This is a genomic window from Mycobacteroides franklinii, from assembly GCF_002013895.1.
Taxonomy (GTDB): domain Bacteria; phylum Actinomycetota; class Actinomycetes; order Mycobacteriales; family Mycobacteriaceae; genus Mycobacterium; species Mycobacterium franklinii.
This window is the reverse complement of sequence record NZ_MAFQ01000005.1, coordinates 106,370-128,736: the sequence shown is the minus strand read 5'-3', so window position 1 is coordinate 128,736 and position 22,367 is coordinate 106,370. Positions and strand designations below refer to the sequence as shown.

The window sequence follows — 22,367 nt, the reverse complement described above, 5'->3', positions numbered from 1 at the left end:
CGGCTGGCGTGCCCTAGCTTTTGCCTGAACCGGACACGCCGATGAACACAGTGAGCCAACGAACGCGAGCACTTCTTGGCCGCCCCTAGATTCAGTGATTAGGTGGAGCGGTATTGGCGTAACACGTCGGCAGTCAATCGAGGAATGTCTACGCCGAATCGTTCGCGCTCATCGCGTTCAAGTGTCTGCGTGACACGATGCGCTCCCACCTGAAACAAATCTTCGACTGCGAGCACATAACGTTTGATCAGTCCTGTTCGGAGCCCAGCAAGCAGGGCATCTCCATCGGCACTGAACGTGATCCTCTGCGCATCTGCCATTCGGAGCGACTTAGTCCGCCGGTGTTCTTGCACACTCCATATCCGTGTGATGCCATCATCAAACAACGCAGCAATGAGATCCCCTCCCGGTGAGTACGCGCTGTCTAAAAGTCCGCTCATGAATGGGCCAGCCAGCCGCGCAAGGTACAAACCGTTCCAGTCAACAATCGATAGCCCTCCGCTGTCCGTGAAAACCACGTAGCGGCATCGGGGATCGAAGTGAAAGCTTCCCACAACAGCGGAATTTATTCGATCCAGGAGCTCCAGTCTCTGTCCATCTCGGTCCCAAAGTTCCAGCGCATCTGGGTACACGGATTTCGTTAGTATTCGTTCGCCGTCGTCCGATATCGCGACGCGGTAGACCTTGTAGCCGGCGGCGGGCAGTCTAGCGATCTGATTGCCTTCCCAGTTCCATAAGCCGACCTCATTTCGGACCGCCGTAGCGATGAATTCCCCTCTCGGGTCAGCAGCCACGTCGAACGTTGCATCTGGAGAGCCGCGATCCGTCACGAACGTCGTTTGAAGTTCACCGTCAAGGCCCCATATCCATACGGCCCCATTCTCACAAGCAACGGCAACCTGGCTTCCGTTGAGCCGGAAAACCGCACCAACCACTTTCCTACCGGGGTCGACGCGCCGCGGGTCCGGACCACGTACATCCATCGTCTGACCCTTGTATACCGACCATAACGTGGCTTTTTCCTCACTTATGTGCACCACGTGCTGGCCATCGGGGGCTATCACCTGCTTGTCGAACACCCTGTCACTGAATTTGAGATGGGATGGCGATTCTGCATAACAGTGCGGATCTGAACTGTTCGTAATTCTCCACAGCCGTCCCACTCCGCATTTATCAACCAGAAGGGCATACGACCGTTTCCCGTCAGGAGCATGGTACAAAGCACGTATTGCTCCACCAATGACAATTGATCCTGCCGCGGGCGACCATGCTGTCGCCGCGAGGCCATCCTCGCTAAAGACCCATCCCCTAAACGTTGTGAGAGAAGCAATTTCGCGACTATGCCTGGGAAGTGCGTACTCCGGCTGGATCTCTAAACGCCAGAGCAGCACCTTGCCTAAGCGATCTACGCTGAGCAATATCGATGGGTCAGCTGGGTGAAATGCCACAATGTAGACGTCGCTCCGATGGCCATGCAATGCGATGGCTCCGTCTGCGGAGTTCCAGTGCCAAGCTTGGACGGTGCGGCCACTATTTCCGAGGGCCAGCAGCGCGCCATCAGAAGAAAAGTCCCCCGATAACGCGCCTCTATATTGGGCCTGACGAAGTGATCCCAGCTTCGCCCCAGTCGATGACCAAACCTCCACTACTGAACCAGTTCTTGGGGTGGTTGCGAAGTAGCCCTGGCACGAGTCCACCGCAAGAATGCCCAGGTCCATGTCCCCCGGCTCTGCGACACGAAAGACAGCCTTCCTCGCCCCCGTCAGGTCCCAGGTCGTACCTTTACCGTCCACTGCCCCAGCGACAATCGTTCCATCCGAAAGGACGTACGCCTCCCACGTGCGCCCGTTTTCCAGCTCACAAACGGGCGAGCCGTCCGATGTCCAAACTCGTGCAACGAAGTCACCAATGGTTACTACGAATGCTCCACTTGCGTCGAGGACGACTTTGAATGTGTCTGGAGGAAACCTAAATGCATGTGCAACCGTCATCACATGCGACCCGTCAGGAATGCTCACGATCCAGCCCCGGTCGCCGTCGTATACGAGGCACGATCCATGGTCCGAGAATAAAATACCCGACCTTGAGCCAAGCCTCTGTGAATCACGCTGGTGCGCAACGTCATACAGCAGGAGGTGATGCAGAATACTGCCGCTGGAATCTCGCAGGCACAGTTCACCGTCGCGGAATGTGACGACTGCACCGTCTGCCGGGCGGGCCGCGACAATCAAGTCACCACTGCCGGGTATGAAGATGGTTGTTGGGTAGAAGTTGTCAATGCTCCCCAATTTGATCTCGCCACGCCGGTTTGCAATAAATATCGTTCCGGCATCCACAAAGCCAGCGGAAATAGCGTTCGGATACGCAGCGTAGTCCTGCGGACGAATAACCTCGACCACCGCTGGTAACAAATCGAGAGCTTCTCTGAACACCGACTCAGCCAATTCGTTCTGGTCGCGCAGCAGGGCCTCCCACGCGACCAGAAGGGCGATAGCAGGCTCCGCCGCGACAATCTGGCGCGCCTCTGACGCAAGTCTCAGCGACTCAGCGGCCTCTCGTGCCTCTTCCCGGTCCGCAGCCAGCAGAAACCTGAGTGCCTCCGGACCAGTGAGCATCTTCTGAAACCGCCAAAGTACTGAACCGGGCAGTCTTGAAACCAGCGCGTCGATGTCGTCGCGCCACCAGCACTCCATCGAATCCAGCCCGAACTCCTCGGCGTAGGTATCGAGCCTGGCAGCTAGCTTGTCGATCGTGCCGGCGCCGTGGCTATTCGGGCCCGTTGCTGCCGCCGCAGAACCACCGACCGAAGTCATCAATACATAACGAGTTGCGCCAGCGTTGACCCACGCTCTGATGTTGGCCGACTCACTCGCCACCGCCTTGGCAAGCCAGGTGACCGGGTTCTTCGCCGGATTCTTGGTCCACTTCACCTGATACACAACTTGGCCGTTGGCTATCTTCCGAGTGATATCTCGGCCGCCGTCACGCTGCCCGACCGGGTAGCACGTAACCCTGTCGAACTTGCCAGCTATCACAACCTGGCACAGCTTCTGGAACTCCTCGTCGCTGAGGTTCTCATAGCAATACGAACCGACAGGTGTCGGAAGCGCACGCGACGAGGACTCATTCACGTTTCGATTGTCGCTGACGGGACCGACAGCGTGGCTAGAACCGTGATCCGAACATCCGCACCGCCAATCGGCTAGATCAGGCCCAGCAGGCTGATATCGGAGGCGTACTTGAGGATCAAATCCTTGGTGACGTGCGGGATCTCACCGCTATCGCCGACCTTCGCCTCGCGCACGGCTCCACTGAATTCAGCTGTCGGCAGTGCACTTCCGTCAATCGCCGGCTGCGGCTTCTCGTACATCTTGAGAAGGGGCAGCACCGACTGCTGGCGCTGCTGCTCGGGCAATCCCTTGAGCGCCAACTCGAACCGGGCGAGCCACTGGCCGTAGTCGTCGATGCGCGCGATCTTGTAGCCGGCCTCGATCAACCAGTCCACGAACGTATCCATCGAGACGCCGTCGTGGTGCGGATTGAACACGTCGAAGCTGCGGTAGCCGTCAGTCACGTTCACACCGCCGATCGCCGTGATGGACGCGGCGGTGAAATCACCAGGCACACCGTCGTAGTGCGCCCGCTGACGGTTGCCGTCGGCATCCAGTTCGTAGAAGCTGGCCGGTGCGACACCGGTGAGCAGCAGACTCTGGATGCTCCGAGTGAATACGTCCGTGACGTTGAGCTGGCCATGGTAGTCACTGTGCGCCAGGATCATGTCGGAGCGGAACACTCGCACCGGAAGCCCGGCCAAGTCGTGAGCTTCCCGCAGCAGCACCTCACCGGCCCACTTCGAGTTGCCATATCCGTTGGCGTAGCCGTCGTTGATCTGGCGCTGCGCCGACATCACGCGGACATCCGAATCTTCCTCGAACTCCGTCACCGGAATCTGGTCGGCGATGCCGACCGTCGACAGGTAGGTGACCGGCTTGAGCCGCTCGGAGATCGCCAGTTTGATGATCTCGGCGGTACCTGCCACGTTCGGGCCGAACAACTGGTTGTAGGGCAACACGTGGTTCACCAATGCACCGGAGTGCACGATCAAGTCCACCTCACCGGCGAGCTTCTGCCAAACATCTTGGGACAGACCCAAATCCTGATCGCCGAAATCACCGGCGATCACTTCCAGGCCCGCTTCCGCCAGCTGACGGTAGTGCGCCGAGAGCTTCGGGTCGCCCGATTCGTACACGGCATCCAACCGTGCGCGAGCCGCTTGCGCATCGGTGCCGCGGATGAGCGCGTACACCTTTCCACCGTTGGGGGCCAGTCGCTCCAGCCAGTCAAGCACCAACCAGCGTCCTAGCCAGCCATTACCGCCGGTCACCAGCACGGTCTTGACGTCGGCGGTGGCGGGCTGAATGTTCTTGGCCGCCTTCAACAACGACTCGTCCAGGAACTTGTCGAGGGTGAGCTCTGCGGCGTTGATGACCGTCGCGTCCCGGCCATGGACCGATGCGAACGTCGGCTGCGTCGCAGCACCGGTCCGCTGCGCCTCGATATGCCGGGCGATCGCGGCGAGATCGTTGGCGACGCTGTTGATGACACCGACCGGAACATCCACCTCGAAGATGTCTCTCAGCAGCTCGGAGTACGACAGCGCCGACAGCGAGTCGCCGCCGAGGTCGATGAACCGCACATCGGGAGCCAAGTCGGACGACGACGCACCCAGCAGCGCGGCCGCCGCATCGGTCACCGTCTCCAGCACCGGGCGGCTCGCGGCCTCCCGCGCCAGCTGGCGCAGTCGCTCGTTCTGGCTTTCCGCCAGCTCGACGTACAGGGCCTCCAGCCGCTCGCCGTAGTGATCCTTCAGCTTGGGGCGCAGCAGCTTTCGCGCGTCCGACAGCAGTCCTGATTCGACCGTGAACGGCACCGTCTCCACGATGAAGTCCCGCGGGATCTCGTAGGACTGCAGTTCCGCGTCCTTGGCGACCTGCTGCAACGAGTCCTGAATCAACGGCTTGAGCGCATCCGGTGAATCCGTATACCGCTCAAGGGCTTCCGGAGTCGGCACCACGACGGCCAGCAGGAACGAGCGCTCACTGTTTCCGTACACGAAGATCTGCCGCACCAGCGGGCTGCCGGTGTATGCGGCTTCCAGTTTCGAGACCGCGACGAACTCGCCCTGGGCGAGCTTGAGGACGTTCTTGACCCGGTCGAGGTACTTGAGGTGATCCGGCCCGAGCTCGGCAACCACGTCACCGGTCTTGTAGTACCCGTCCTCGTCGAAGACGTCGGCCGTGGTTTCGGGGCGCTTGTAATAACCGGGGAACATCGTCTCGGACTTCAACCGCAGCTCACCACGGGGATGCGGGGAATCAGTGGTGAAGTACCCGAGTTCGGGAACATCAACCAGCTTGTAGTCGGTGACCGGCGGGCGCTGCAGCACTCCGTCCCGCCACACACCACCTGCCTCGGTGGATCCGTACCCGTCGCGCAGCGGTACCTGGAGCAGCGACTCCATGAACTCCGTCATCTCCGGAGACAATGGCGCCGAACCTGATCCGGCACTCAGCACGCGTCCACCGAAGTCCTCGTCGCGGATACGGACCTTGATTCGCTCCGCGACCTCGGCATTGCTCTCACCCGGAGCGAGGGACCGGTCCAGTTCCGCCTGATAGCGCTGGAAGACCATCTCGACCACACGGGGCACAAAGAGCACTTCCGAGGGACGGATGAGCGCGATGTCTTCGAAGAATGTCGAAAGATCGCTCGAGGCGATGTAGTAGGCCGATCCTCCGCCCGAGAGGGTCCCCATGAGGGTGAGTCGGCCTGCCAGGTGGCTCATCGGCATGAAGTTCACGCCTACCGACGGAATGACGTCGTCGGTGAGCCACTTCTTCTGCCACAAGTTGGCGACGAGCCACTGCGGGTACATCGCGCCCTTGGGCGTACCCGTGCTGCCGGAGGTGTAGATGAGCAGGCGCAGGGCGTCGGGATCCGCACTGGGCAGGGGCGCAGCGGGCAGCTCTCGTCCCCGCGCGAGGGCCTCGCCCAACGTCTCGATGGCAATCGTCCGGCCGGCATCCTGCAGCCGGGTACGCACGGCCTCAAGCGCCGCACGGTGGCTGTCGACCTCAGGGTGGTAATCGAAGACCGACAGCAGTCGCACCGACGGCGTCGCAAGTACCGAATCCACTGCGGCGTCCAGGTACTCGACGCTGGCGGCAAAGACCGCCGGCCGCGTCTCCTCAAGGATCGCGTTGCGCTGCGGCAGCGAGGCTCCCGTCTGCAACGGCACCGAGACGGTGCCCAGGCGCAGTCCGGCGACATCAAGGGCGGCGAAGTCGGTGCTGGTGAAGCCGAGCTGGGCGACAAAGTCGCCATCGCGAATCCCGCCTTCGTACCAGGCGGCAGCGATTGCCTCGGCACGATTCCACAGCTCGCGATAGGAGATGGTGGTGTACTCGGGCTTGAGCGCGATCTCGGTTGCCCCACCGTCGGCGGTCACGAACGTGAAGGCGCGCTGTCCAAGGGCCGGGCGGTCGCCGTAACCCTCCAGCAGTCGCCTGATCACTTCGACCAGCGGCAGGTCGGGCTCATTGACGGCCTCGGTCACCGCATCGTCAGGAAGCAGCGCCGCCAGTTGCGGATCGCTGGACACCACCTGTTCGATGCGTCGTTTCACCTGCTCTTCGAGATCCGTTGTCGGGACAGCTGCTGCGGAGATCGTTTCAGTCATGCCTACATACCTCGGAAGAATCGGCGTTAACGGTAAGAGTGGGGGCGTCGCTGCCCACTCGGTAAAAGTACATACCTAAGCTAACTATTCCCTGTGGGCGCAATTTGATCACCCCCGGCCGAACAGATGTTTCTGCTGGTCGGCGCCCCACATTGTCCGCATGCGCAGCCACTCGCGTGAGCAGCGTCACTACGGCAACGCTTGGGGTGCGTGCTCGCGCGCGGCCGCCAACAGCTGCCGCCGCGAAGGATTCACCAAAGGATGACCCGCAACACTGACGGTCGGCACCGTCTCATTGCCGTCCGCTACGGAACGCACGTACGCGGCCGCCTCCGGAGATTCCCAGATGTTCACCTCGCGGTAGCGCAGCCGGGTGAAGCGCAGCTGCGTACGCAGCTTGATGCAAAAGGGGCAGCCCGACCGCCAGTAGACGACGACCTCATCCGGGGCCGGGAGCGGATCCGTCATGGCTTCATGTCTACACGCGCTTGCCCGCGGTTGCCCCCGGCTTGAGTGTGTGGATGTCCTCGACGGCGATGACCACCGCACAGCGCGGATGTTTCATCCCGCGCTCCTGCGCGAAGGCCACGGCATCCTCGAACGCCGGGCCCGACTCATGAATCTGGGCCGAGCCGACGAATCGGTACCCGTCCAGCGCCTCGCGGTCAATCACAGCGACGGAAACCTTTGATCCGGCACGGATGTTGGCCAGGGTCTGCCCACCGGTGTTCTCGTTGAATATCAGGGACCGATCATCGCGGACCCTCAGGGAGCGTTTCGGACCGATGTTGGGCGTCATGCCGTCTGTCACGGTCGCCAGGATCGCCAGCTGAGAACCGAGCATCCGTTTCATCTCATCGGTGAGCGTAGACATTGCGTACGAGACCTCCTGGAATGGTTGTACCGGAACAAGATTCGGTATCGGGGGCGGCGGCGTGCAGGCCCGGGCGCTATCAAGTAGCCGATCCGTATCGCCGGCCGGAGACGCACGCATCAACACCGAGAGCAGGTGCAACAGGCCCTCCGAAACCACGAGCGGGCGCTGACTGGTCCGCAGGATATGCGCCGCGGACACCTTGTCTCCCAGGGCGAGCGCTTGCGCTATCGCAACCGTCTCGCACCACGACGCATGCAGGACCCCCAGTCCCTGCTCATGATTTCGGGTCACCGAACTATATTATTCGTCTATCCTAATTACGTCCAGTGTTACCTGCCGTGCGGCGCCCGAATCAGCCCGCGTCGCCGTACTCGTCGAACCAGTAGGCGAGCTTGCCGCGCCTACTCACCGCGCGAATCCGCGACTCGGTCAGCGCCCTAGTCTTACTGGTGGTGACGATCATCAGCTCGTCGTCCGACTCGATCCGGGTGTCCGGCAGCGGAACGAAAGTGTTGCCCTGCCTGATGATCAACGTGACAACGGCCGGGTCAGGCAGCCGCAACTCCAGGATGGTGACATTGCGCAGCCGAGATCCCGGTTGAACCTTCATGGTGAGCAACTCGGCATCCAGGACATCCAAAGGGGCTGCCTCGACCTGGATTTCACGGGTGGCCTCCCGGGAGATCAATCCCAGTAGATGCGCGACAGGCCGCAGGCTCGGACCCTGCACCAGAGTGAACACCACCACCAGCACAAAAACGATGTTGAGTAGGCGATAGCTGTCGGGTACGCCCTCCACGATCGGGAAGGTGGCCAACACCACGGGGACGGCGCCACGCAGTCCGGCCCACGAGAGAAATGCCCGTTCTCGCCATGGGATACCAAATCCGACAAGTGATCCCACCACTGAGAGCGGGCGGGCCACCAACAGCAAGACCAGCCCCACCACGATCGCGGGAACCAAGTCATCGAGCAGCTCGCTGGGATTGACCAGCAACCCAAGGAGGACGAAAAGACCGATCTGCGCCAGCCAGCCCAGCCCCTCGGCGAATGATCGGGTAGCAGATCGGTGCGGCAGACCAGAATTGGCGAGCACCACCGCGGCCAGGTACGCGGCGATGAAACCACTGGCGTGCACCGTGCCCGAGGCCGCGAACGCGACCAGCCCGATGCCGAAGGTCGCGATCGGATACAGCCCGGAGGCGGGCAGAGCGACACGGCGCAGCGCCATCGCCCCCAGGAAGCCACACAGTAGACCGATCGCAGAACCGGCCAGCAGTTCGTACACGATCTGGACCGCGGCACTCTTCGGCTCGAAGACGAAGGGCACGACGCTGAACATCAGCACCAGGATCACGGCGGGTGCATCGTTGAATCCGGACTCCGCCTCCAACAGTCCGGCGACTCGACGCGGTAGCGGCAAAACCCGCAACACCGAGAACACCGCGGCGGCATCGGTGGACGACACGATGGCGCCGAGCAGCAGAGCCAGCTGCCAATCCATCCGCAACAGCACATGCGCGCCGACCGCGGTCACCACGGTGCTGATCACCACACCGACTGTGGCCATCGCGCCGGCAGGCGCGAGCACCTTGCGGACATCGGCAAACCGGGTGGTCAAACCGCCCTCGACGAGGATCACCGCGAGCGCCGCGGTACATACATTCCTGGCCAGCTCTACATTGTCGAACTCGAGACCGAGCCCGTCTTCACCCAGAACGACCCCGACCAGGAGGAAGAACAGGAGGCTGGGGAATCCGATCCGCGTCGCGACCCTGGTGCCGACAATGCTGGCGAGCAACACGAGCCCACCGATGAGCAAGTCCAGGTACAGCTGGTGCAGGCTCACTTCGTTCCCGTCGGTTGACTCTGATTAATAGGGCACGATAGCGGGGTGGCGGATCAGAAGATGCGAGTCGCGATCGCCGGCGCGGGCAAGGTGGGCCGTTCCGTCGCACGTGAACTGCTCGACTACGGCCACAAGATTCTGCTGATCGAACAAGAGCGCAGTAACTTCGAGCCGCAGGCCGTGCCTGGGGCGGACTGGCTCAACGCCGACGCGTGCGAGCTGGACACTCTCGAGGAAGCGGGTATCGAAACCTGCGACGTCGTGGTTGCCGCCACCGGGGACGACAAGGCCAACCTTGTCGTGGGACTGCTGGCCAAGAGCGAGTTCGGCGTACCCCGCGTGGTCGCCCGCATCAATGACATCCGTAACCAGTGGCTGTTCGGTCAGGCCTGGGGTGTCGATGTCGCGGTGTCCACGCCCGGTGCCATGGTGGCGGGTATCGAGGGCGCTATCGACATCGGCCGCCTGGTACGCCTCATGGAACTGCGCCAGGGCCGCGCCGATCTGACAAAACTGACTCTGCCGCAAGACAATCCCTTGGTGGGACGGAGCGTGGCAGCCCTGGACTTGCCACCCAACACCGCACTGGTCACCGTGGTCCGACGCGGAACAGTGGTGACGCCCACCCCCGGGGATGTGTTGGAGGCGGGCGACGAGATGCTGTTCATCGCCAATAACGAGGTCGAGCATGCGATCCGGGCCGCGATCCACGGAGCCGGGGTGTCACCCGAGCGCTAGCGCGCTACAGGCTCAGCAGCGCCAGTTCCTCGCGAGCACGCCGTTCGACCAGCAGCGGAACGTAATCGCGCAGCGGGCTGTCATCGAAGCGGGAGTGTTCGGCACGAACCACCGCCTCCACCACGTCGCGGGTCAGGCCTGGATGTCGACCGTGCAATTGCTCCACAAGGTCACTGATCCCTGTCTGCTCACTGAGTACCGCCACGGGGTCAAAATTTGCACTACGTTTACAGTTTCGTCAACCACGAGAACGGCACCGCTCATGGCCCGCCAAGCACGCGGCAACCAAGTTTGTACACTTCGGTGACAAGCACGACGGAGGGTGGATGCAACGGTGCAGGTCGCCTGTAATTCGTTGATCGCCTGTATTTTTGGTGATCCCCGCGCTAGCTTCGTAGCAGTCGCATGAGCACCGCCACAGTCGTCGGCAGCGGGCCCAACGGTCTGGCCGCAGCAATTACTCTCGCCCGTGCGGGGATCTCGGTGACTGTGTTGGAGGCCACTGATCGCCCCGGTGGCGGATGCCGTTCCTCGGAGCTCTTGACTCCCGGCCTCATCCATGACGACTGTGCGGCCACCCACCCGATGGCCATCGGTTCCCCGTTCTTGAAGAGTCTCGACTTGGCCCGCCACGGCGTTCACTGGCTGTTACCCGAAGTCGACTGCGTTCATCCACTCGACGATGGCACCGCTGGCCTTCTCTACCGGTCAGTCGACGAGACGGCTACAGAATTGGGCAGCGACGGTGCCCCTTGGCGCGCACTGTTCGGCTATCCGTCGAGGCATTTCGACACCCTCGCCGAGGACATCACGGCACCGCTGCTGCGCGTACCGCGTCACCCGATACAGATGGCCAGGTTCGGGCTGCCGGCGGTACTGCCCGCGTCCGCCATCGCACGACTGTTACGCACCCAGCCCGGCCGTGCACTGTTCGGCGGTGTCGCCGCACATGCCTTTCGCCCCCTGCACTACCCGATGACAGCAGCCGTCGGCGTCGGAATCATGACCGCCGGACACCGATACGGATGGCCCGTGGTCTCAGGCGGCACCGGTTCACTTGTCCGGGCGCTGGTCGACACACTCACCGAGTTGGGCGGAACACTTCACACCGGGGTTCGCATCGACCGCGCCAGCCAACTACCCGACGCAGATCTGACTCTTCTTGATCTCGAACCGGGATCTGTTGCAAAGATCCTCGACGATCGGCTACCACCAGGAGTTCTGCGCTCACTCAAGCATTTTCGACATGGCCCCGGCGCCTTCAAGGTTGACTTCGCGATTGAGGGCGGCGTCCCGTGGACCAACCCCAACGCTCACCGCGCCGGCACCGTGCATCTCGGTGGCTCCTACGACGAGATCGCATCCACCGAGCGTCAAATCCATCGCGGCATCATGCCCGACCGCCCCTTCGTGCTCGTCGGGCAACAGTATCTTGCCGATCCTCGGCGTTCCGCCGGTAACATCCATCCGCTCTGGACATACGCCCACGTGCCATTCGGTTACACCGGGGACGCCACCGAGGCGATCATCTGCCAAATCGAACGGTTCGCGCCCGGTTTCCGGGAGTGCGTGGTCGGCACGGCAGTACGCTCCACAACAGAAATGTCCGTGTACAACGCCAATTACGTGGGTGGGGACATCATGACTGGCGCGAAGGACATCCGGCAGCTGGTGTTCGGTCCCCGCATCAGCCTGGCCCCATACAGCCTCGGTGTACCGGGAATGTTCATCTGTTCTGCAGCCGCCCCGCCGGGGCCCGGCGCACACGGTATGTGTGGTGTACATGCCGCGAACGCCGCACTCCTACATCTTCGGTGACGCTCTTACTCGCGGAGGTGTCGGCATGCCAAGGCGCCTCGCATCAACATCGAATTCTGTTGCTGTGCACACCGTTAACGGATCGCGCCGCGAGGGGCCGGGTGCGCGGCTTCAACGGCCAAATCCCTCCCCCAAAGCAGAGCCTCGGGGTATAGTTGACGTCGTAAACAAAATGAGAGGTGTGAGTGTCATGATCATCCTGGGACTCATCCTGTTGGCCGCCGGATACTTCCTTGATATCGGCCTGCTGTGGACCGCCGGAGTCGTTCTCATGGTCGTCGGCTTGATCCTCATGGTCGCGGGCCGCATGGGACACGCCGTCGGTGGCCGTCGCCACTACTACTGACCTCGCTCACAGAAATGGCAGGAGGACACCATGCGTTACGCAGGAATGCTTTTGGCCATCTGGTTGATCATCGGGGCGATCGCCGTTGCCCAACGCGGATACTTCACCAGCAGCCCACAAACCTGCGCCAGCGCAGGGACCATCGCGCTGACCGTCGTCGCCGGTCCTCTCAACTACGCCGGCCTCAATCCGGTAGTCACCCAATGCAATATCCCCCAACCCAGCCCCTGACCCGAGGCCAGACGACTCAGGAGGGATTGGATCGGATCGCGGCACCGACGCGAACCAGGACATCCAGCTGAGCCGGGTTGAATAGATCCAACAGGGCTTGGGCCACGGTGCGCTCGGCAAAGCGCTGACCGCGAGGAGCATCCGCGGTCGAGTTCAGCATGCCGGGATGATCGGCATACAACCGATGGGCCTGCAGCGACATTCGCTCGGCGAGGTTGGCACGTGTCTGCTCGTCGGCATCGGCGGACAGGTTCTCGAGCTCACGATCGAGCTCTCGGTCCTGCTGATCCAGGAACATCCCCACGAAGGCCTGCAGTCCGACCGGGCCCAGCACCCTGGACATCACAAAGGCGAGCGAACGATCCGTGTCCGACAGCTCCACATTCACTGCAGCGGCGCCGAATTCGGCCGGAAGATCCGCCGCGACCTCACTGGACAGTATCTGCCCCAGCTCCCTGCGCACATTGTGTAGCCGTTCGATGGTGGCGGCCAACTCCGCATCTAGTGCGCGCAATGCCTCCTGCGGATCTTCGTTGGTCTCGTCCATATCCGCGATCTGCTTCAAGGAGAGACCCAAACCGGTGAGGCGTTTGATCTGCAGGACCCGAACCAGGTGTGCGACGCCGTAACTCTTGTAACCATTGGACCGGCGTTCGGGCTCACCCAGCACACCAATGTCGTGATAGTGACGCACCGTGCGCAGGCTGGTGCCGGCAAGTTCGGCAAGCTCCCGGGTGCTCCAGCCCACCGTCACTCCTTCAGCCCGCACTGACATGCCGCCACTTGACACTATGCCGCCACGGCACAGTCAACACCCGAAACCCGCACCCGATCAGCCATTACCCGGCCCTGTCGGCAGTCCGGTTTGCCACACATTCATATTAGGGTACCCGAAGAATCAATAAAGGTGGCTACTAGCTGGCAATTTTGTGATTTCAGGCGTGTCACGCAGGGGTATCAATCTGTTGCTGGAAGTGTGCGACGGTGTTAGCTTGTGTCTGCGACCTGATCGGCAGGGAACACTCATGTCCCTGCCAGACCTGAGAGAGGATGCCGTGCACAGCACCGCGAGTACGCCCGCCCTGGTCGGCGGACTACGGCGTCAACTCCTCCGGTCGGTGTGCATCACCGCCTTGTTCATGGCGCCGGCGCTGATCACACGAATCGGCGGTTTGCACCCGAATCCGGTCATCTCACTCGTGATCTATGGCGCCGCGGTAGTGGCCGCCAGTTTCGTTTTGGCATGGGCCGCTGAGGCCGCGCAGATTGACGTCTCCGGTGGCCTGGCGATCGCAGTCTTGGCCTTGATCGCGGTACTGCCCGAGTATGCGGTCGACCTCTACTACGCCTACATCTCCGGCCAGGTTCCGGAGTACAGCCAATACGCCGCGGCGAACATGACTGGGTCAAATCGTTTGTTGATGGGACTCGGTTGGCCCGTCGTCGTTCTCATCGCACTTGCGGTGGCCCGCAAGACATCCGGCCGCCCTGTCAATCTGCTGTCGCTGGAGCAGTCCAACCGCATCGAGCTTGGCTTCCTGTTGGTGGCCGGTGTGGTGGCGTTCATCATCCCGGCCAGCGGCCAGATTCACCTCGTGCTCGGTATCGCGCTACTGGCGTGGTTCGGGTTCTACCTGTTCACCATCAGCCGGGGCGAGGCCGAGGAACCTGATCTGGTGGGCACGGCTGCGGCCATTGGGATGCTGCCCAAGCAGATGCGGCGCAGCACGGTCATCACGATGTTCGTCCTCGCCGCCTCCATCATCCTGTTGTGCGCCGAGCCCTTTGCCAACAGCCTGGTAAGCGCCGGAACACAATTGGGCATAGACCAGTTCCTGCTGGTGCAGTGGCTCGCACCGCTGGCATCTGAAGCACCCGAATTCATCATTGCCGCGATTTTCGCCGCCCGAGGCAAGGGAACCGCAGCCATCGCGACGCTGATCTCGTCCAAGGTCAACCAGTGGACACTGTTGATCGGGTCGCTGCCGATCGCACATCTGGCAGGCGGCGGGGGATTCTCGTTGGTCCTGGACGCTCGTCAGGTTGAGGAAACCCTGCTGACCGCAACACAAACCATGATGGGCGTGGCACTGATCCTCGCGTTACGGTTCCACCGCGCGACCGCGTGGGCGCTACTGGCACTCTTTGTGATCCAGTTCCCCATCACCTCAACCCATGGTCGGCTCATCCTGTGCGGTGTCTACGGCGTACTGGCGATCGCCGGTTTGATCGTCAACCGTCACCACGTCATCGCGACAATTCGATCACCGTTTCGCAGGTCAGCGACACTGCAGTTGACCGTGCCGTAGCGGCATGGTTTCTCCTGGTGTCAGTCGACACCGAGAGGAACACATATGGGGCTGCCCCGGCTCATCACCGTCGAAGAATTCTTCGATCCGCCCGTCCGCGCATCCGCATCGATTTCACCCGACGGAAGCACGATCGCATATCTGGCCCCGCGGAAGAACCGCCTCAATGTGTGGGTTCAGAGTGTCGATTCGGAGGAAACGCGGTGCGTCACCTACGACGAAACGCGAAGCGTCACCGGTTTTTTCTGGGCAGACGATCCACGCTGGCTGCTTTACGTGCAGGATTCCGGCGGCGACGAGAACTGGCACCTGTATCGCGTGGACTTGAACCACCCCGACGCGCCGGCGGTGGATCTGACACCGTACCCCGGAGTGCGACTGCTGGGCCTGGAACGACCACACGGTCGCCCCGGCAAGGTGTACATCCAACTCAACCACCGCAGAATCGACCACATCGACCTCTACGAGCTCGATGTCACCTCGGGAGAGCTGACCATGCTCGCCGAAAACCCCGGCGACGTCATGGCGTGGTTCTGCGGCCCGCATCATGAGGTATTCACCCAATCGCTGACGCCCGCAGGCGATATCGAGTTCTCGCGGTACGCGTCCGGGACGCTGCGACCACTCTGCGTATACAACGGCGCGGACTACCCGGTCGGAATGCATCCGACTCAGCTGACACCGGACGGCACCGGATTGTGGATGGGTTCCAGCCGTGACACTGACCGTACGCGTCTGGTCCGGCTCGACCTCGCCACCGGCGAGGAATCCGAAGTCGACAGCCACCCGGTGTTCGACCTTTCCGCCGCGCTGGGCCTGGCGCCGACCCTGATCCGGCATCGGAAGACCGGCGAGCTGCTGGCGGTTCGGTATCTCGGCGAGCGCCAGGAAATTCGTGTCCTCGATCCGGATTTCGCCCCAGTGCTCGACAAGCTCCAGGGGCTCTCGGAGGGCGACCTCAGCGAGATCTCGTCTGATGACGAAGGCCGGCGCTGGGTGGTCAGTTTCACCCACGACCGAGATCCGGGTGTCACGTACTTCTACGACCACGCGACGGGCGAGAGCCGGCAGCTGTTCCGCCCATTTCCACACCTGGATCCGGCGGACCTGGCACCCATGGCTCCGGTCACCATCGCCTCACGCGACGGCTTGGACTTGCACTCGTATCTGACGCTGCCCGTCGGAGTGGAGCCCGCCGGGCTCCCCCTGGTCCTCGTTGTCCATGGCGGGCCGTGGCATCGCGACAGCTGGGGCTTCGATCCGGCGGTGCAGTTCCTGGCGAATCGCGGATACGCGGTGCTGCAGGTCAACTTCCGCGGATCCACCGGCTACGGAAAGGCCTTCACCAAGGCCGCCATCGGGGAATTTGCGGGCAAGATGCACGACGATCTGATCGATGCCGTCGACTGGGCGGTCAAGCTGGGCTATGCGGACCCCAGTCGGGTAGCGATCTTCGGCGGCTCGTATGGCGGGTACTCGGCGCTGGTCGGGGTCACCTTCACCCCCGACGTCTTCGCGGCCGCCATCGACTACGTGGGCATTTCGAATCTGGCGAATTTCATGCGCACCCTTCCGCCGTTTGTGCGGCCGAACCTGGCCAACAACTGGTACCGGTACGTCGGGGATCCCGCCGTACCGGAGCAGGAAGCCGACATGCTCGCCCGATCGCCCATCAGCCGGGTGGACCAGATTCGCACCCCACTACTGGTAGCGCAGGGCGCCAACGATGTTCGTGTGGTCCAGGCCGAATCCGACAACATCGTGGCGGCCCTACGCGCCCGCGGAGTCGAGGTCGAATACATGGTCAAGACGGATGAAGGGCACGGATTCCTGAATCCGGAGAATCAGATAGACCTGTACCGTGCGACAGAACGATTCCTGGCCCAGCATCTAGGTGGACGGCAGGTGCCGTGACCGAGATTTCCGAGCTGCCCGAGAGTTACGAACGCAGACCCACCGTGCTCGAACAGGCCGGAGGCCTAGCCGGGGTCATCTACGCGGGCCTGCCAAGCGTTACTTTTACCTTGGGCAACAGCGCTTTTGGCTTGGCAGGCGCAATCTGGATATCCCTGGCCACCGCGGCGGCCATCGCGGCATGGCGATGGTTACGCAACCAGCCGCTACAACCTGCGATATCCGGGTTGTTCGGGGTCGCCATCTCGGCGGCAATCGCCTACCAGATCGGATCCGCCAAGGGCTTTTTCCTCATGGGCATTTGGACCAATCTTATCGCCGCAGTCGTTTTCGCGACGTCGGTGGTGGTGGGCTGGCCACTCGCGGGTGTGATCTGGCACGGCTTCACCGGCACCGGGCAACGCTGGCGCGACGACAAACCGTCGCGATCCGCCTTCGCGGTGGCGACCCTGATCCTCGCGGCGGTGTTCGCATCCAGATTTGTTGTGCAGGAGTGGTTCTATGCCCAGGATTCGGTCGGCTGGCTGGCAATCGCACGCATCGCTATGGGCTATCCGCTCTTCGGGGTTGCCTTGTTGGTTGTCATCTGGGCGGTGCGGCGTTCGAGGAAGCGGACACCTCACTCTGATTCAGCCAGCGCGGCAGTCGATCCCGACCGATGAGCTCACACCTGCTGCTCGCGGCCAGCGCGTAGGCCTGGCGGGTGAAATCCTGATTGCTGACCACCATGGCGCGGGTGCAGTCATAGTGCCGCGCCCCCGCAACAGCCTCTTGAACAGCCCTGACACCTACCGGTTTCGAGTAGCGCTTGCATTGCACGGCCACGACATCGCGCCGATTCGTGGCTATCAGGTCGACACCGTAATCACTGGATGCCGGCGTGGTTTCGACGTGCCATCCCGCACCGTGCATCCGGGCCGCCACAAATGTCTCGAAATCGGCACCGGACATCTCGTCGATCTCGTCGAGTCCGGACAGTCTTGTATACCTTCGTAACTGGGCGTCGTATCGGCGTCGCGCCATCGTGTCACCAAGTGCCCGCAGAGTCCATCCCAGGCTGCGCAGGATCAGATAGACGGCGTACGGCGCCGCCAGATATGCCACTAGCGCCAACGCCGCAAGCGCTGGGTCTCCCGTATTCCGGTACACCAGAACGCCAGGCCAAACAATCAGTGCGGTGACGGGCCCTGCCAGCACCACGACGATCAGTACGACCAATGCGCGCGACAGGCGTCGCCGCATACGGGCAGCCCTCCGTCGGAAACGCCGCAGCATCATTGGATGAACTTTAAGCCAGCCCTCCGACACCCGGGCGCTACCGCTGGCAACTAGGGCACCAATACGCGACGCGCGGCAGCGCCTGATCGCGTGAGATACGGGTTCCGCAACGGCGGCAAGGCTTTCCATGTCGACCGTAAACCCACAGCTCACGGCCGGGCCGCGGATCGCCGGTCGTGGTCCTGCGGTGGTTGTCCTTGTTCATATGCAACAACGTATGGGCGCGCTCAACGAGACTCGCGGGATCGACGAGGTCTCCCACCGGCGTTGTGGGCAGCAACCCGGCCAAAAAACACAGTTCGTTGCAATACACGTTGCCTATGCCCGCCATGACCCTCTGGTCGAGAAGCGTCGCGCTCAGCTCATCATCGGCCCGCGCCATCAATCGCTCCACAGCGACGACGGGATCCCAATCTGCCCCAAGCAGATCCGGACCTAGGTGACCCACGATGTCATTTTCCCGCTCCCGCGCGACCACATCCAAAGCACCCAAGCTGATACCGAGAGCCACCGAGTGGTCGGTGGTGAGTACCGCTCTGATGCGATGGTCCCAAGCAGGGACGGACCCATGAGTGGGGACGATCCGCCAACTGCCATCCATTTTCAGATGCGAGTGAATGCTGGCCCGGCCCACGCGAATGAATAGATGCTTTCCCCGCGCCACCACGTCGTCAACCCGTTCCCCGCTCAAATCGACAGTTGCGAAACGTGGAACACGGATATCACAGCCAGTGAGTGTCCGGCCTGCCAGTGCATCGGCCAAGCGCCGCGCTGTTCGGAAAACCGTGTCGCCTTCTGGCATTCCACCGCCTTCCTCGCGCTAGCCGTCCCAGGCTACCCAATACCGCACCGAGGCGATAGCGAGCCGGATCATGCGCAAAGGTCAGGCAGCAGAGACGGTCTCGCCTCCGACTGTCGCTGCGTCTGCTTCCGCGGCCCGCCCCCACCGGCCGGCCAGCGCGGCACAGGTGATCAATTGGATCTGGTGGAAGATCATCAGCGGCAGCACGATCAGACCCACCGGATGCCCCGCGAAGAGCACCGTCGCCATCGGCAATCCGGTCGCCAGGCTCTTCTTCGACCCGCAGAAGATCACCACAATGCGGTCTGCCCGGTCGAACCGCAGTAGGCGGGCCACTCCCGCCGTGATACCCAACACCACCGCCAGGAGCACGATGCTGACCGCGAAGACGGCCAGCAGCCGGGAGGGCTGCAGGCCCTGCCAGACGTGTTCGACCATCCCCGCGCTGAACGCCGCATAAACCACCAGGTAGACGGAGCCACGGTCGACAACCTTGGTGAGTGTGGTGTGCGACAACACTCGATACAGCTTGGGCCGCAACAACTGACCGGCAACGAAGGGCAACAACAGCTGCACGACGATCTCCAGGATGGCGGTGGGTGAGACCGTCGCCTCCCCGGTCGTCTGCATGAGCAGCATCACCAGCACGGGAGTCATAAAGACACCCAACATGTTCGACACCGACGCACTCACCACCGCCGCTGCGACATTGCCGCGGGCAATGGACGTGAAGGCAATCGAGGACTGCACCGTCGAGGGCAGCAGGCACAGATACAGCACACCCGTGTAGAGGTCATCGGTCAGCACCGAGGGCACCAACAGCCGCATCGCCAGCCCGAGCAGCGGAAACAGCACATAGGTCGCCGCCAGCACCGTGGTGTGCAGTTTCCAGTGCTTGAGCCCCTCAAGCGCCTCGCGCGGCTCGAGCCGCGTTCCGTAGAGGAAGAACAGCAGTGCGATGGCGATCTTGGTCGCCCAGTCCAGGACATCGGCGGCTTCACCCCGCGCGGGGAGCAGCAGTCCGATCGCCATCGCGGCGAACAGCCCCAGCAGGAACCCATCGATACGGAGTTTGGCCAGCCACTTCACTATGCCACCGTACGAGGACAGACACTGATTATAAAAGCCGATAGAAACGATATCTATGAACGAGTATCGTGATGGCAATGTTAGACCCAGAATTGTTGCGAACTTTTCTGACAGTTGAACGCGCTGGTGGGTTTACGGCCGCCGGGCGGATTCTCGGGCTTCGGCAGTCGACGGTGAGCGGACATATCGCGCGACTGGAACAGACCGTCGGCCGCGAGCTGTTCCGTCGCGATACCCGCAATCTGGCTCTCACCGCCGACGGCGCCGCGATGGTCGGCTTCGCCCGCTCGATTCTCGACGCGCAGGCCCAGGCCGATCGCTACTTTGCGAGCTCGGAGCTGACCGGGTTGATCCGGCTCGGCGCCTCCGATGACCTCGTGGCCCGCGAGCTGCCCGACGTGCTCGTGGAGTTCCAGAACTCCCATCCGGGAGTGGATCTGGAGCTCGTCGTCGGACTGAGCGAATACCTCAAAACACGCATGACCGCAGGCGAACTGGACCTGATGGTGGCCAAACGGCTGCCGGGTGAAACGCATGGTGAACTGCTCTGGCGCGACAAACTCGTCTGGGCGGGACGCCCCAACACCCAAGACGTCCGCGACCCGGTGCCCATCGTCACCTATCCCCCGCCAAGTCTGACGCGGCACGCGGCGCTACGCGCACTCGAGCGAGAGGGCCGCACTTGGCGCATCGCCTGCGTCAGCGATAGCCAATTGGGGCTGCGGGCCGCAGCGCTCGCGGGCATGGGTGTCATCGCCCATGCCGAATCTCTTTTGCCGGCAGGCCTGGTCAAGGTCAGTGACGACAGCCTGCCCGACCTCGGCGAGCTGGAATTCGTACTGCTGCGTCGCCGCACCGTACTGTCCGAGCCCGAGCAGGCACTGTGCGCCGCGATCATCGAGAGCACGCACCGGCTGCACCGGTGATCGTCAGGTACCCAGGGCCCCCAACTAGGCCGGCAACGCGAAATAGGCGACAGACCCCGCGGCAAGCGCCAGAAAGACGGCCGGGAACGCGATGTTGTGCAGCACATTGCTACGGATGTGCGCTCCTACCGCACCAATGAAGAAGGCCACCAACCCGATTGCGGCCGCCAGACCCAACGGCCGCACGCCGGCAAGGCCGATGACAAGACCCACCACCCCAGCGCCTTCGATTGCCGCCAGGTAGGGCAGCCATCGTGGCGCCACTCCCACTTCGCCGGAATTCTGCACCACGAACTGTGCCTTGACCGTCTTGGCGGCTACCTCGAACCCGTTGGCGACGACGCACAGGACAGTTGTTACCAGCAGACCCGTCTCCAGAACCGACATCAGCCCTCGTACCTTCCCAACACGGTGAACAGCGCGGCGATCGCATCCTGCACCTCGTGCACCCGTTCCGCGTACGTACTGAACCGGACCATCTGTACGCTCATATGTGCCTCCTATCTCGTCGGTTTCGTTGACCTCACCCCTATGACGACCGACCTGACGGAAAGGTGACCTCCCGTGGACCTCATCGAAAAATTCGAGTCCGCGCGGCCGCGGCTGTTATCCGTGGCCCACCGAATCGTCGGCACGCACCATGACGCGGAAGACGCCGTGCAAGCCGCGTGGATCCGGGCGCAGTCCGCCGACCTGCACGCGGTGGACAATCTCGATGGGTGGCTCACCACCGTCACAGCGAGACTCTGCCTCGATCAGCTGCGAGCCCGCCAGCGGCGAGGTGAAATTCCACTGACTGCCGATCACATCCCCGGCATCCAGCTTGCCGCCGACGAGGATTTCCTTCAGCGCGAGCAGGTCTCACGCGCCATGCTGGTGGTGCTCGACGAACTCTCACCCAAGCAGCGCGTGGCGTACGTCCTGCATGACCTGTTCTCGGTGCCGTTCGAGGACATCGCGGCGGTGCTGGACATGACGACAGCCTCCGCGAAAAAGCTGGCCAGCCGGGCCCGATTGCGGCTCAGTACTGCCGCCCCCACCGCTCCGCAGCGCCGGAACATCACCGACCAACTGGACATAGTCGAGGCCTTCCTGTCCGCCGCCCGCGGGGGCGATATTGAACGGTTGATAACGCTGATGGCGCCCGATGCCGTCCGCACGGTCGACCCGACGCTCATCCCCAGCGGCGCGGCGACACTGGTACGCGGCGCGCGGGCGGTGGCCGCGGAGACACGTTCCTTTGTCGACCGAATCGTACTGGCAACAACACTTCTCGTCGACGGACGAGCCGGTGCCGTCATCGCACCGGGCGGTCATCCCTTCGCGATCATCCGGATGGGCGTCCGCGACGGGCTGGTCGCACACATCGATATCGCCCCCTATGCGGCCGGCACTGTCGAACTCCCTCCCGCCTTTTCTGGAATAGTTCCAAACTAGAGCAGGTTGCACCT

General features: G+C 62.5%; 20 protein-coding genes. 9 read left to right on the top strand and 11 right to left on the bottom strand.

The window, feature by feature from the left end; all coding sequences use genetic code 11:
• Positions 1-98 precede the first annotated feature (98 nt).
• The 5 genes from B4393_RS07640 to B4393_RS07620 form a co-directional block, all read right to left on the bottom strand.
• Complete coding sequence (locus tag B4393_RS07640) at positions 99-3,131, bottom strand: WD40 repeat domain-containing protein (protein WP_078333617.1); 3,033 nt, start codon at positions 3,129-3,131, stop codon at positions 99-101.
• Between the two features lie 71 nt (positions 3,132-3,202).
• Positions 3,203-6,739, bottom strand: a complete 3,537-nt coding sequence (gene car, locus B4393_RS07635; protein ID WP_078333616.1) for a carboxylic acid reductase — start codon at positions 6,737-6,739, stop codon at positions 3,203-3,205.
• Positions 6,740-6,928: 189 nt separating this feature from the next.
• Entirely contained in the window at positions 6,929-7,207 is a 279-nt protein-coding gene (locus tag B4393_RS07630; RefSeq protein WP_078333615.1) for a glutaredoxin domain-containing protein, read from the bottom strand.
• 10 nt (positions 7,208-7,217) lie between these two features.
• Positions 7,218-7,613: a pyridoxamine 5'-phosphate oxidase family protein gene (locus B4393_RS27775; protein ID WP_078333960.1), complete on the bottom strand. Its 396-nt coding sequence runs from the start codon at positions 7,611-7,613 to the stop codon at positions 7,218-7,220.
• A gap of 355 nt (positions 7,614-7,968) precedes the next feature.
• The gene (locus B4393_RS07620; RefSeq protein WP_078333614.1) at positions 7,969-9,465 is read right to left on the bottom strand and encodes a potassium/proton antiporter; all 1,497 of its coding nucleotides are present in this window, start codon (positions 9,463-9,465) and stop codon (positions 7,969-7,971) included.
• A 60-nt stretch (positions 9,466-9,525) separates the two neighbouring features.
• On the opposite strand from B4393_RS07620, the gene B4393_RS07615 reads away from it, so the two are divergent.
• The gene (locus B4393_RS07615) at positions 9,526-10,203 is read left to right on the top strand and encodes a potassium channel family protein (protein WP_078333959.1); all 678 of its coding nucleotides are present in this window, start codon (positions 9,526-9,528) and stop codon (positions 10,201-10,203) included.
• Positions 10,204-10,207: 4 nt separating this feature from the next.
• Here B4393_RS07615 and B4393_RS07610 read toward each other — a convergent pair whose 3' ends face one another.
• Positions 10,208-10,408, bottom strand: a complete 201-nt coding sequence (locus B4393_RS07610) for a three-helix bundle dimerization domain-containing protein (protein WP_078333613.1) — start codon at positions 10,406-10,408, stop codon at positions 10,208-10,210.
• Positions 10,409-10,608: 200 nt separating this feature from the next.
• On the opposite strand from B4393_RS07610, the gene B4393_RS07605 reads away from it, so the two are divergent.
• The 3 genes from B4393_RS07605 (at position 10,609) to B4393_RS07600 (ending at position 12,598) form a co-directional block, all read left to right on the top strand.
• Entirely contained in the window at positions 10,609-12,021 is a 1,413-nt protein-coding gene (locus B4393_RS07605; RefSeq protein ID WP_078333612.1) for a phytoene desaturase family protein, read from the top strand.
• A gap of 190 nt (positions 12,022-12,211) precedes the next feature.
• Positions 12,212-12,367: a DUF6131 family protein gene (locus B4393_RS27155; RefSeq protein ID WP_109420701.1), complete on the top strand. Its 156-nt coding sequence runs from the start codon at positions 12,212-12,214 to the stop codon at positions 12,365-12,367.
• Between the two features lie 30 nt (positions 12,368-12,397).
• Positions 12,398-12,598 carry a hypothetical protein gene (locus B4393_RS07600; RefSeq protein WP_070937831.1) on the top strand — a complete coding sequence of 67 codons (201 nt, stop codon included), beginning with the start codon at positions 12,398-12,400 and terminating at the stop codon, positions 12,596-12,598.
• Positions 12,599-12,614: 16 nt separating this feature from the next.
• Here the strand turns inward: B4393_RS07600 and B4393_RS07595 are convergent, their stop codons facing one another.
• On the bottom strand, positions 12,615-13,373 hold the full coding sequence (locus B4393_RS07595; RefSeq protein ID WP_078333611.1) for a MerR family transcriptional regulator: 759 nt from the start codon (positions 13,371-13,373) through the stop codon (positions 12,615-12,617).
• Between the two features lie 280 nt (positions 13,374-13,653).
• On the opposite strand from B4393_RS07595, the gene B4393_RS07590 reads away from it, so the two are divergent.
• From B4393_RS07590 to B4393_RS07580, 3 genes are read left to right on the top strand one after another with little or no spacing between them, the layout of a single operon-like run.
• Entirely contained in the window at positions 13,654-14,907 is a 1,254-nt protein-coding gene (locus B4393_RS07590) for a sodium:proton exchanger (protein ID WP_078333958.1), read from the top strand.
• A 45-nt stretch (positions 14,908-14,952) separates the two neighbouring features.
• Positions 14,953-16,821, top strand: a complete 1,869-nt coding sequence (locus B4393_RS07585) for a S9 family peptidase (protein WP_078333610.1) — start codon at positions 14,953-14,955, stop codon at positions 16,819-16,821.
• Complete coding sequence (locus B4393_RS07580) at positions 16,818-17,483, top strand: DUF3159 domain-containing protein (RefSeq protein ID WP_078333609.1); 666 nt, start codon at positions 16,818-16,820, stop codon at positions 17,481-17,483. The genes B4393_RS07585 and B4393_RS07580 overlap by 4 nt, the downstream gene beginning before the upstream one ends.
• Here the strand turns inward: B4393_RS07580 and B4393_RS07575 are convergent.
• The 3 genes from B4393_RS07575 to B4393_RS07565 all read right to left on the bottom strand — a co-directional run bounded on the left by B4393_RS07575 (position 17,404) and on the right by B4393_RS07565 (position 19,990).
• Entirely contained in the window at positions 17,404-18,063 is a 660-nt protein-coding gene (locus B4393_RS07575) for a restriction endonuclease (RefSeq protein WP_078333608.1), read from the bottom strand. The genes B4393_RS07580 and B4393_RS07575 overlap by 80 nt on opposite strands.
• 73 nt (positions 18,064-18,136) lie before the next feature.
• A complete protein-coding gene (gene nei2 / locus B4393_RS07570) occupies positions 18,137-18,901 on the bottom strand; it encodes an endonuclease VIII Nei2 (protein ID WP_078333607.1) in 765 nt (254 codons plus the stop codon).
• Positions 18,902-18,982: 81 nt separating this feature from the next.
• A complete protein-coding gene (locus B4393_RS07565) occupies positions 18,983-19,990 on the bottom strand; it encodes a bile acid:sodium symporter family protein (RefSeq protein ID WP_078333606.1) in 1,008 nt (335 codons plus the stop codon).
• Between the two features lie 71 nt (positions 19,991-20,061).
• On the opposite strand from B4393_RS07565, the gene B4393_RS07560 reads away from it, so the two are divergent.
• Entirely contained in the window at positions 20,062-20,916 is an 855-nt protein-coding gene (locus B4393_RS07560) for a LysR substrate-binding domain-containing protein (protein ID WP_070937824.1), read from the top strand.
• A 24-nt stretch (positions 20,917-20,940) separates the two neighbouring features.
• Here B4393_RS07560 and B4393_RS07555 read toward each other — a convergent pair whose 3' ends face one another.
• The gene (locus B4393_RS07555) at positions 20,941-21,303 is read right to left on the bottom strand and encodes a DoxX family protein (protein WP_078333605.1); all 363 of its coding nucleotides are present in this window, start codon (positions 21,301-21,303) and stop codon (positions 20,941-20,943) included.
• A gap of 177 nt (positions 21,304-21,480) precedes the next feature.
• Between B4393_RS07555 and B4393_RS07550 the strand changes: the two genes are divergently transcribed.
• Positions 21,481-22,353 carry a sigma-70 family RNA polymerase sigma factor gene (locus B4393_RS07550; protein WP_078333604.1) on the top strand — a complete coding sequence of 291 codons (873 nt, stop codon included), beginning with the start codon at positions 21,481-21,483 and terminating at the stop codon, positions 22,351-22,353.
• The last annotated feature ends 14 nt before the right edge of the window (positions 22,354-22,367 follow it).

What these genes read in the sequence shown, in the direction of transcription:
- B4393_RS07575 (WP_078333608.1), bottom strand. Translation starts at nt 18,063, where the DNA reads ATGCGGCGACGCCTGTCGCGCGCATTGGTCGTACTGATCGTCGTGGTG.
- B4393_RS07600 (WP_070937831.1), top strand. Translation starts at nt 12,398, where the DNA reads ATGCGTTACGCAGGAATGCTTTTGGCCATCTGGTTGATCATCGGGGCG.
- B4393_RS07605 (WP_078333612.1), top strand. Translation starts at nt 10,609, where the DNA reads ATGAGCACCGCCACAGTCGTCGGCAGCGGGCCCAACGGTCTGGCCGCA.
- B4393_RS27775 (WP_078333960.1), bottom strand. Translation starts at nt 7,613, where the DNA reads ATGTCTACGCTCACCGATGAGATGAAACGGATGCTCGGTTCTCAGCTG.
- nei2 (WP_078333607.1), bottom strand. Translation starts at nt 18,901, where the DNA reads ATGCCAGAAGGCGACACGGTTTTCCGAACAGCGCGGCGCTTGGCCGAT.
- B4393_RS07615 (WP_078333959.1), top strand. Translation starts at nt 9,526, where the DNA reads ATGCGAGTCGCGATCGCCGGCGCGGGCAAGGTGGGCCGTTCCGTCGCA.
- B4393_RS07555 (WP_078333605.1), bottom strand. Translation starts at nt 21,303, where the DNA reads ATGTCGGTTCTGGAGACGGGTCTGCTGGTAACAACTGTCCTGTGCGTC.
- B4393_RS07630 (WP_078333615.1), bottom strand. Translation starts at nt 7,207, where the DNA reads ATGACGGATCCGCTCCCGGCCCCGGATGAGGTCGTCGTCTACTGGCGG.
- car (WP_078333616.1), bottom strand. Translation starts at nt 6,739, where the DNA reads ATGACTGAAACGATCTCCGCAGCAGCTGTCCCGACAACGGATCTCGAA.
- B4393_RS27155 (WP_109420701.1), top strand. Translation starts at nt 12,212, where the DNA reads ATGATCATCCTGGGACTCATCCTGTTGGCCGCCGGATACTTCCTTGAT.
- B4393_RS07560 (WP_070937824.1), top strand. Translation starts at nt 20,062, where the DNA reads ATGGCAATGTTAGACCCAGAATTGTTGCGAACTTTTCTGACAGTTGAA.
- B4393_RS07585 (WP_078333610.1), top strand. Translation starts at nt 14,953, where the DNA reads ATGGGGCTGCCCCGGCTCATCACCGTCGAAGAATTCTTCGATCCGCCC.
- B4393_RS07595 (WP_078333611.1), bottom strand. Translation starts at nt 13,373, where the DNA reads ATGTCAGTGCGGGCTGAAGGAGTGACGGTGGGCTGGAGCACCCGGGAG.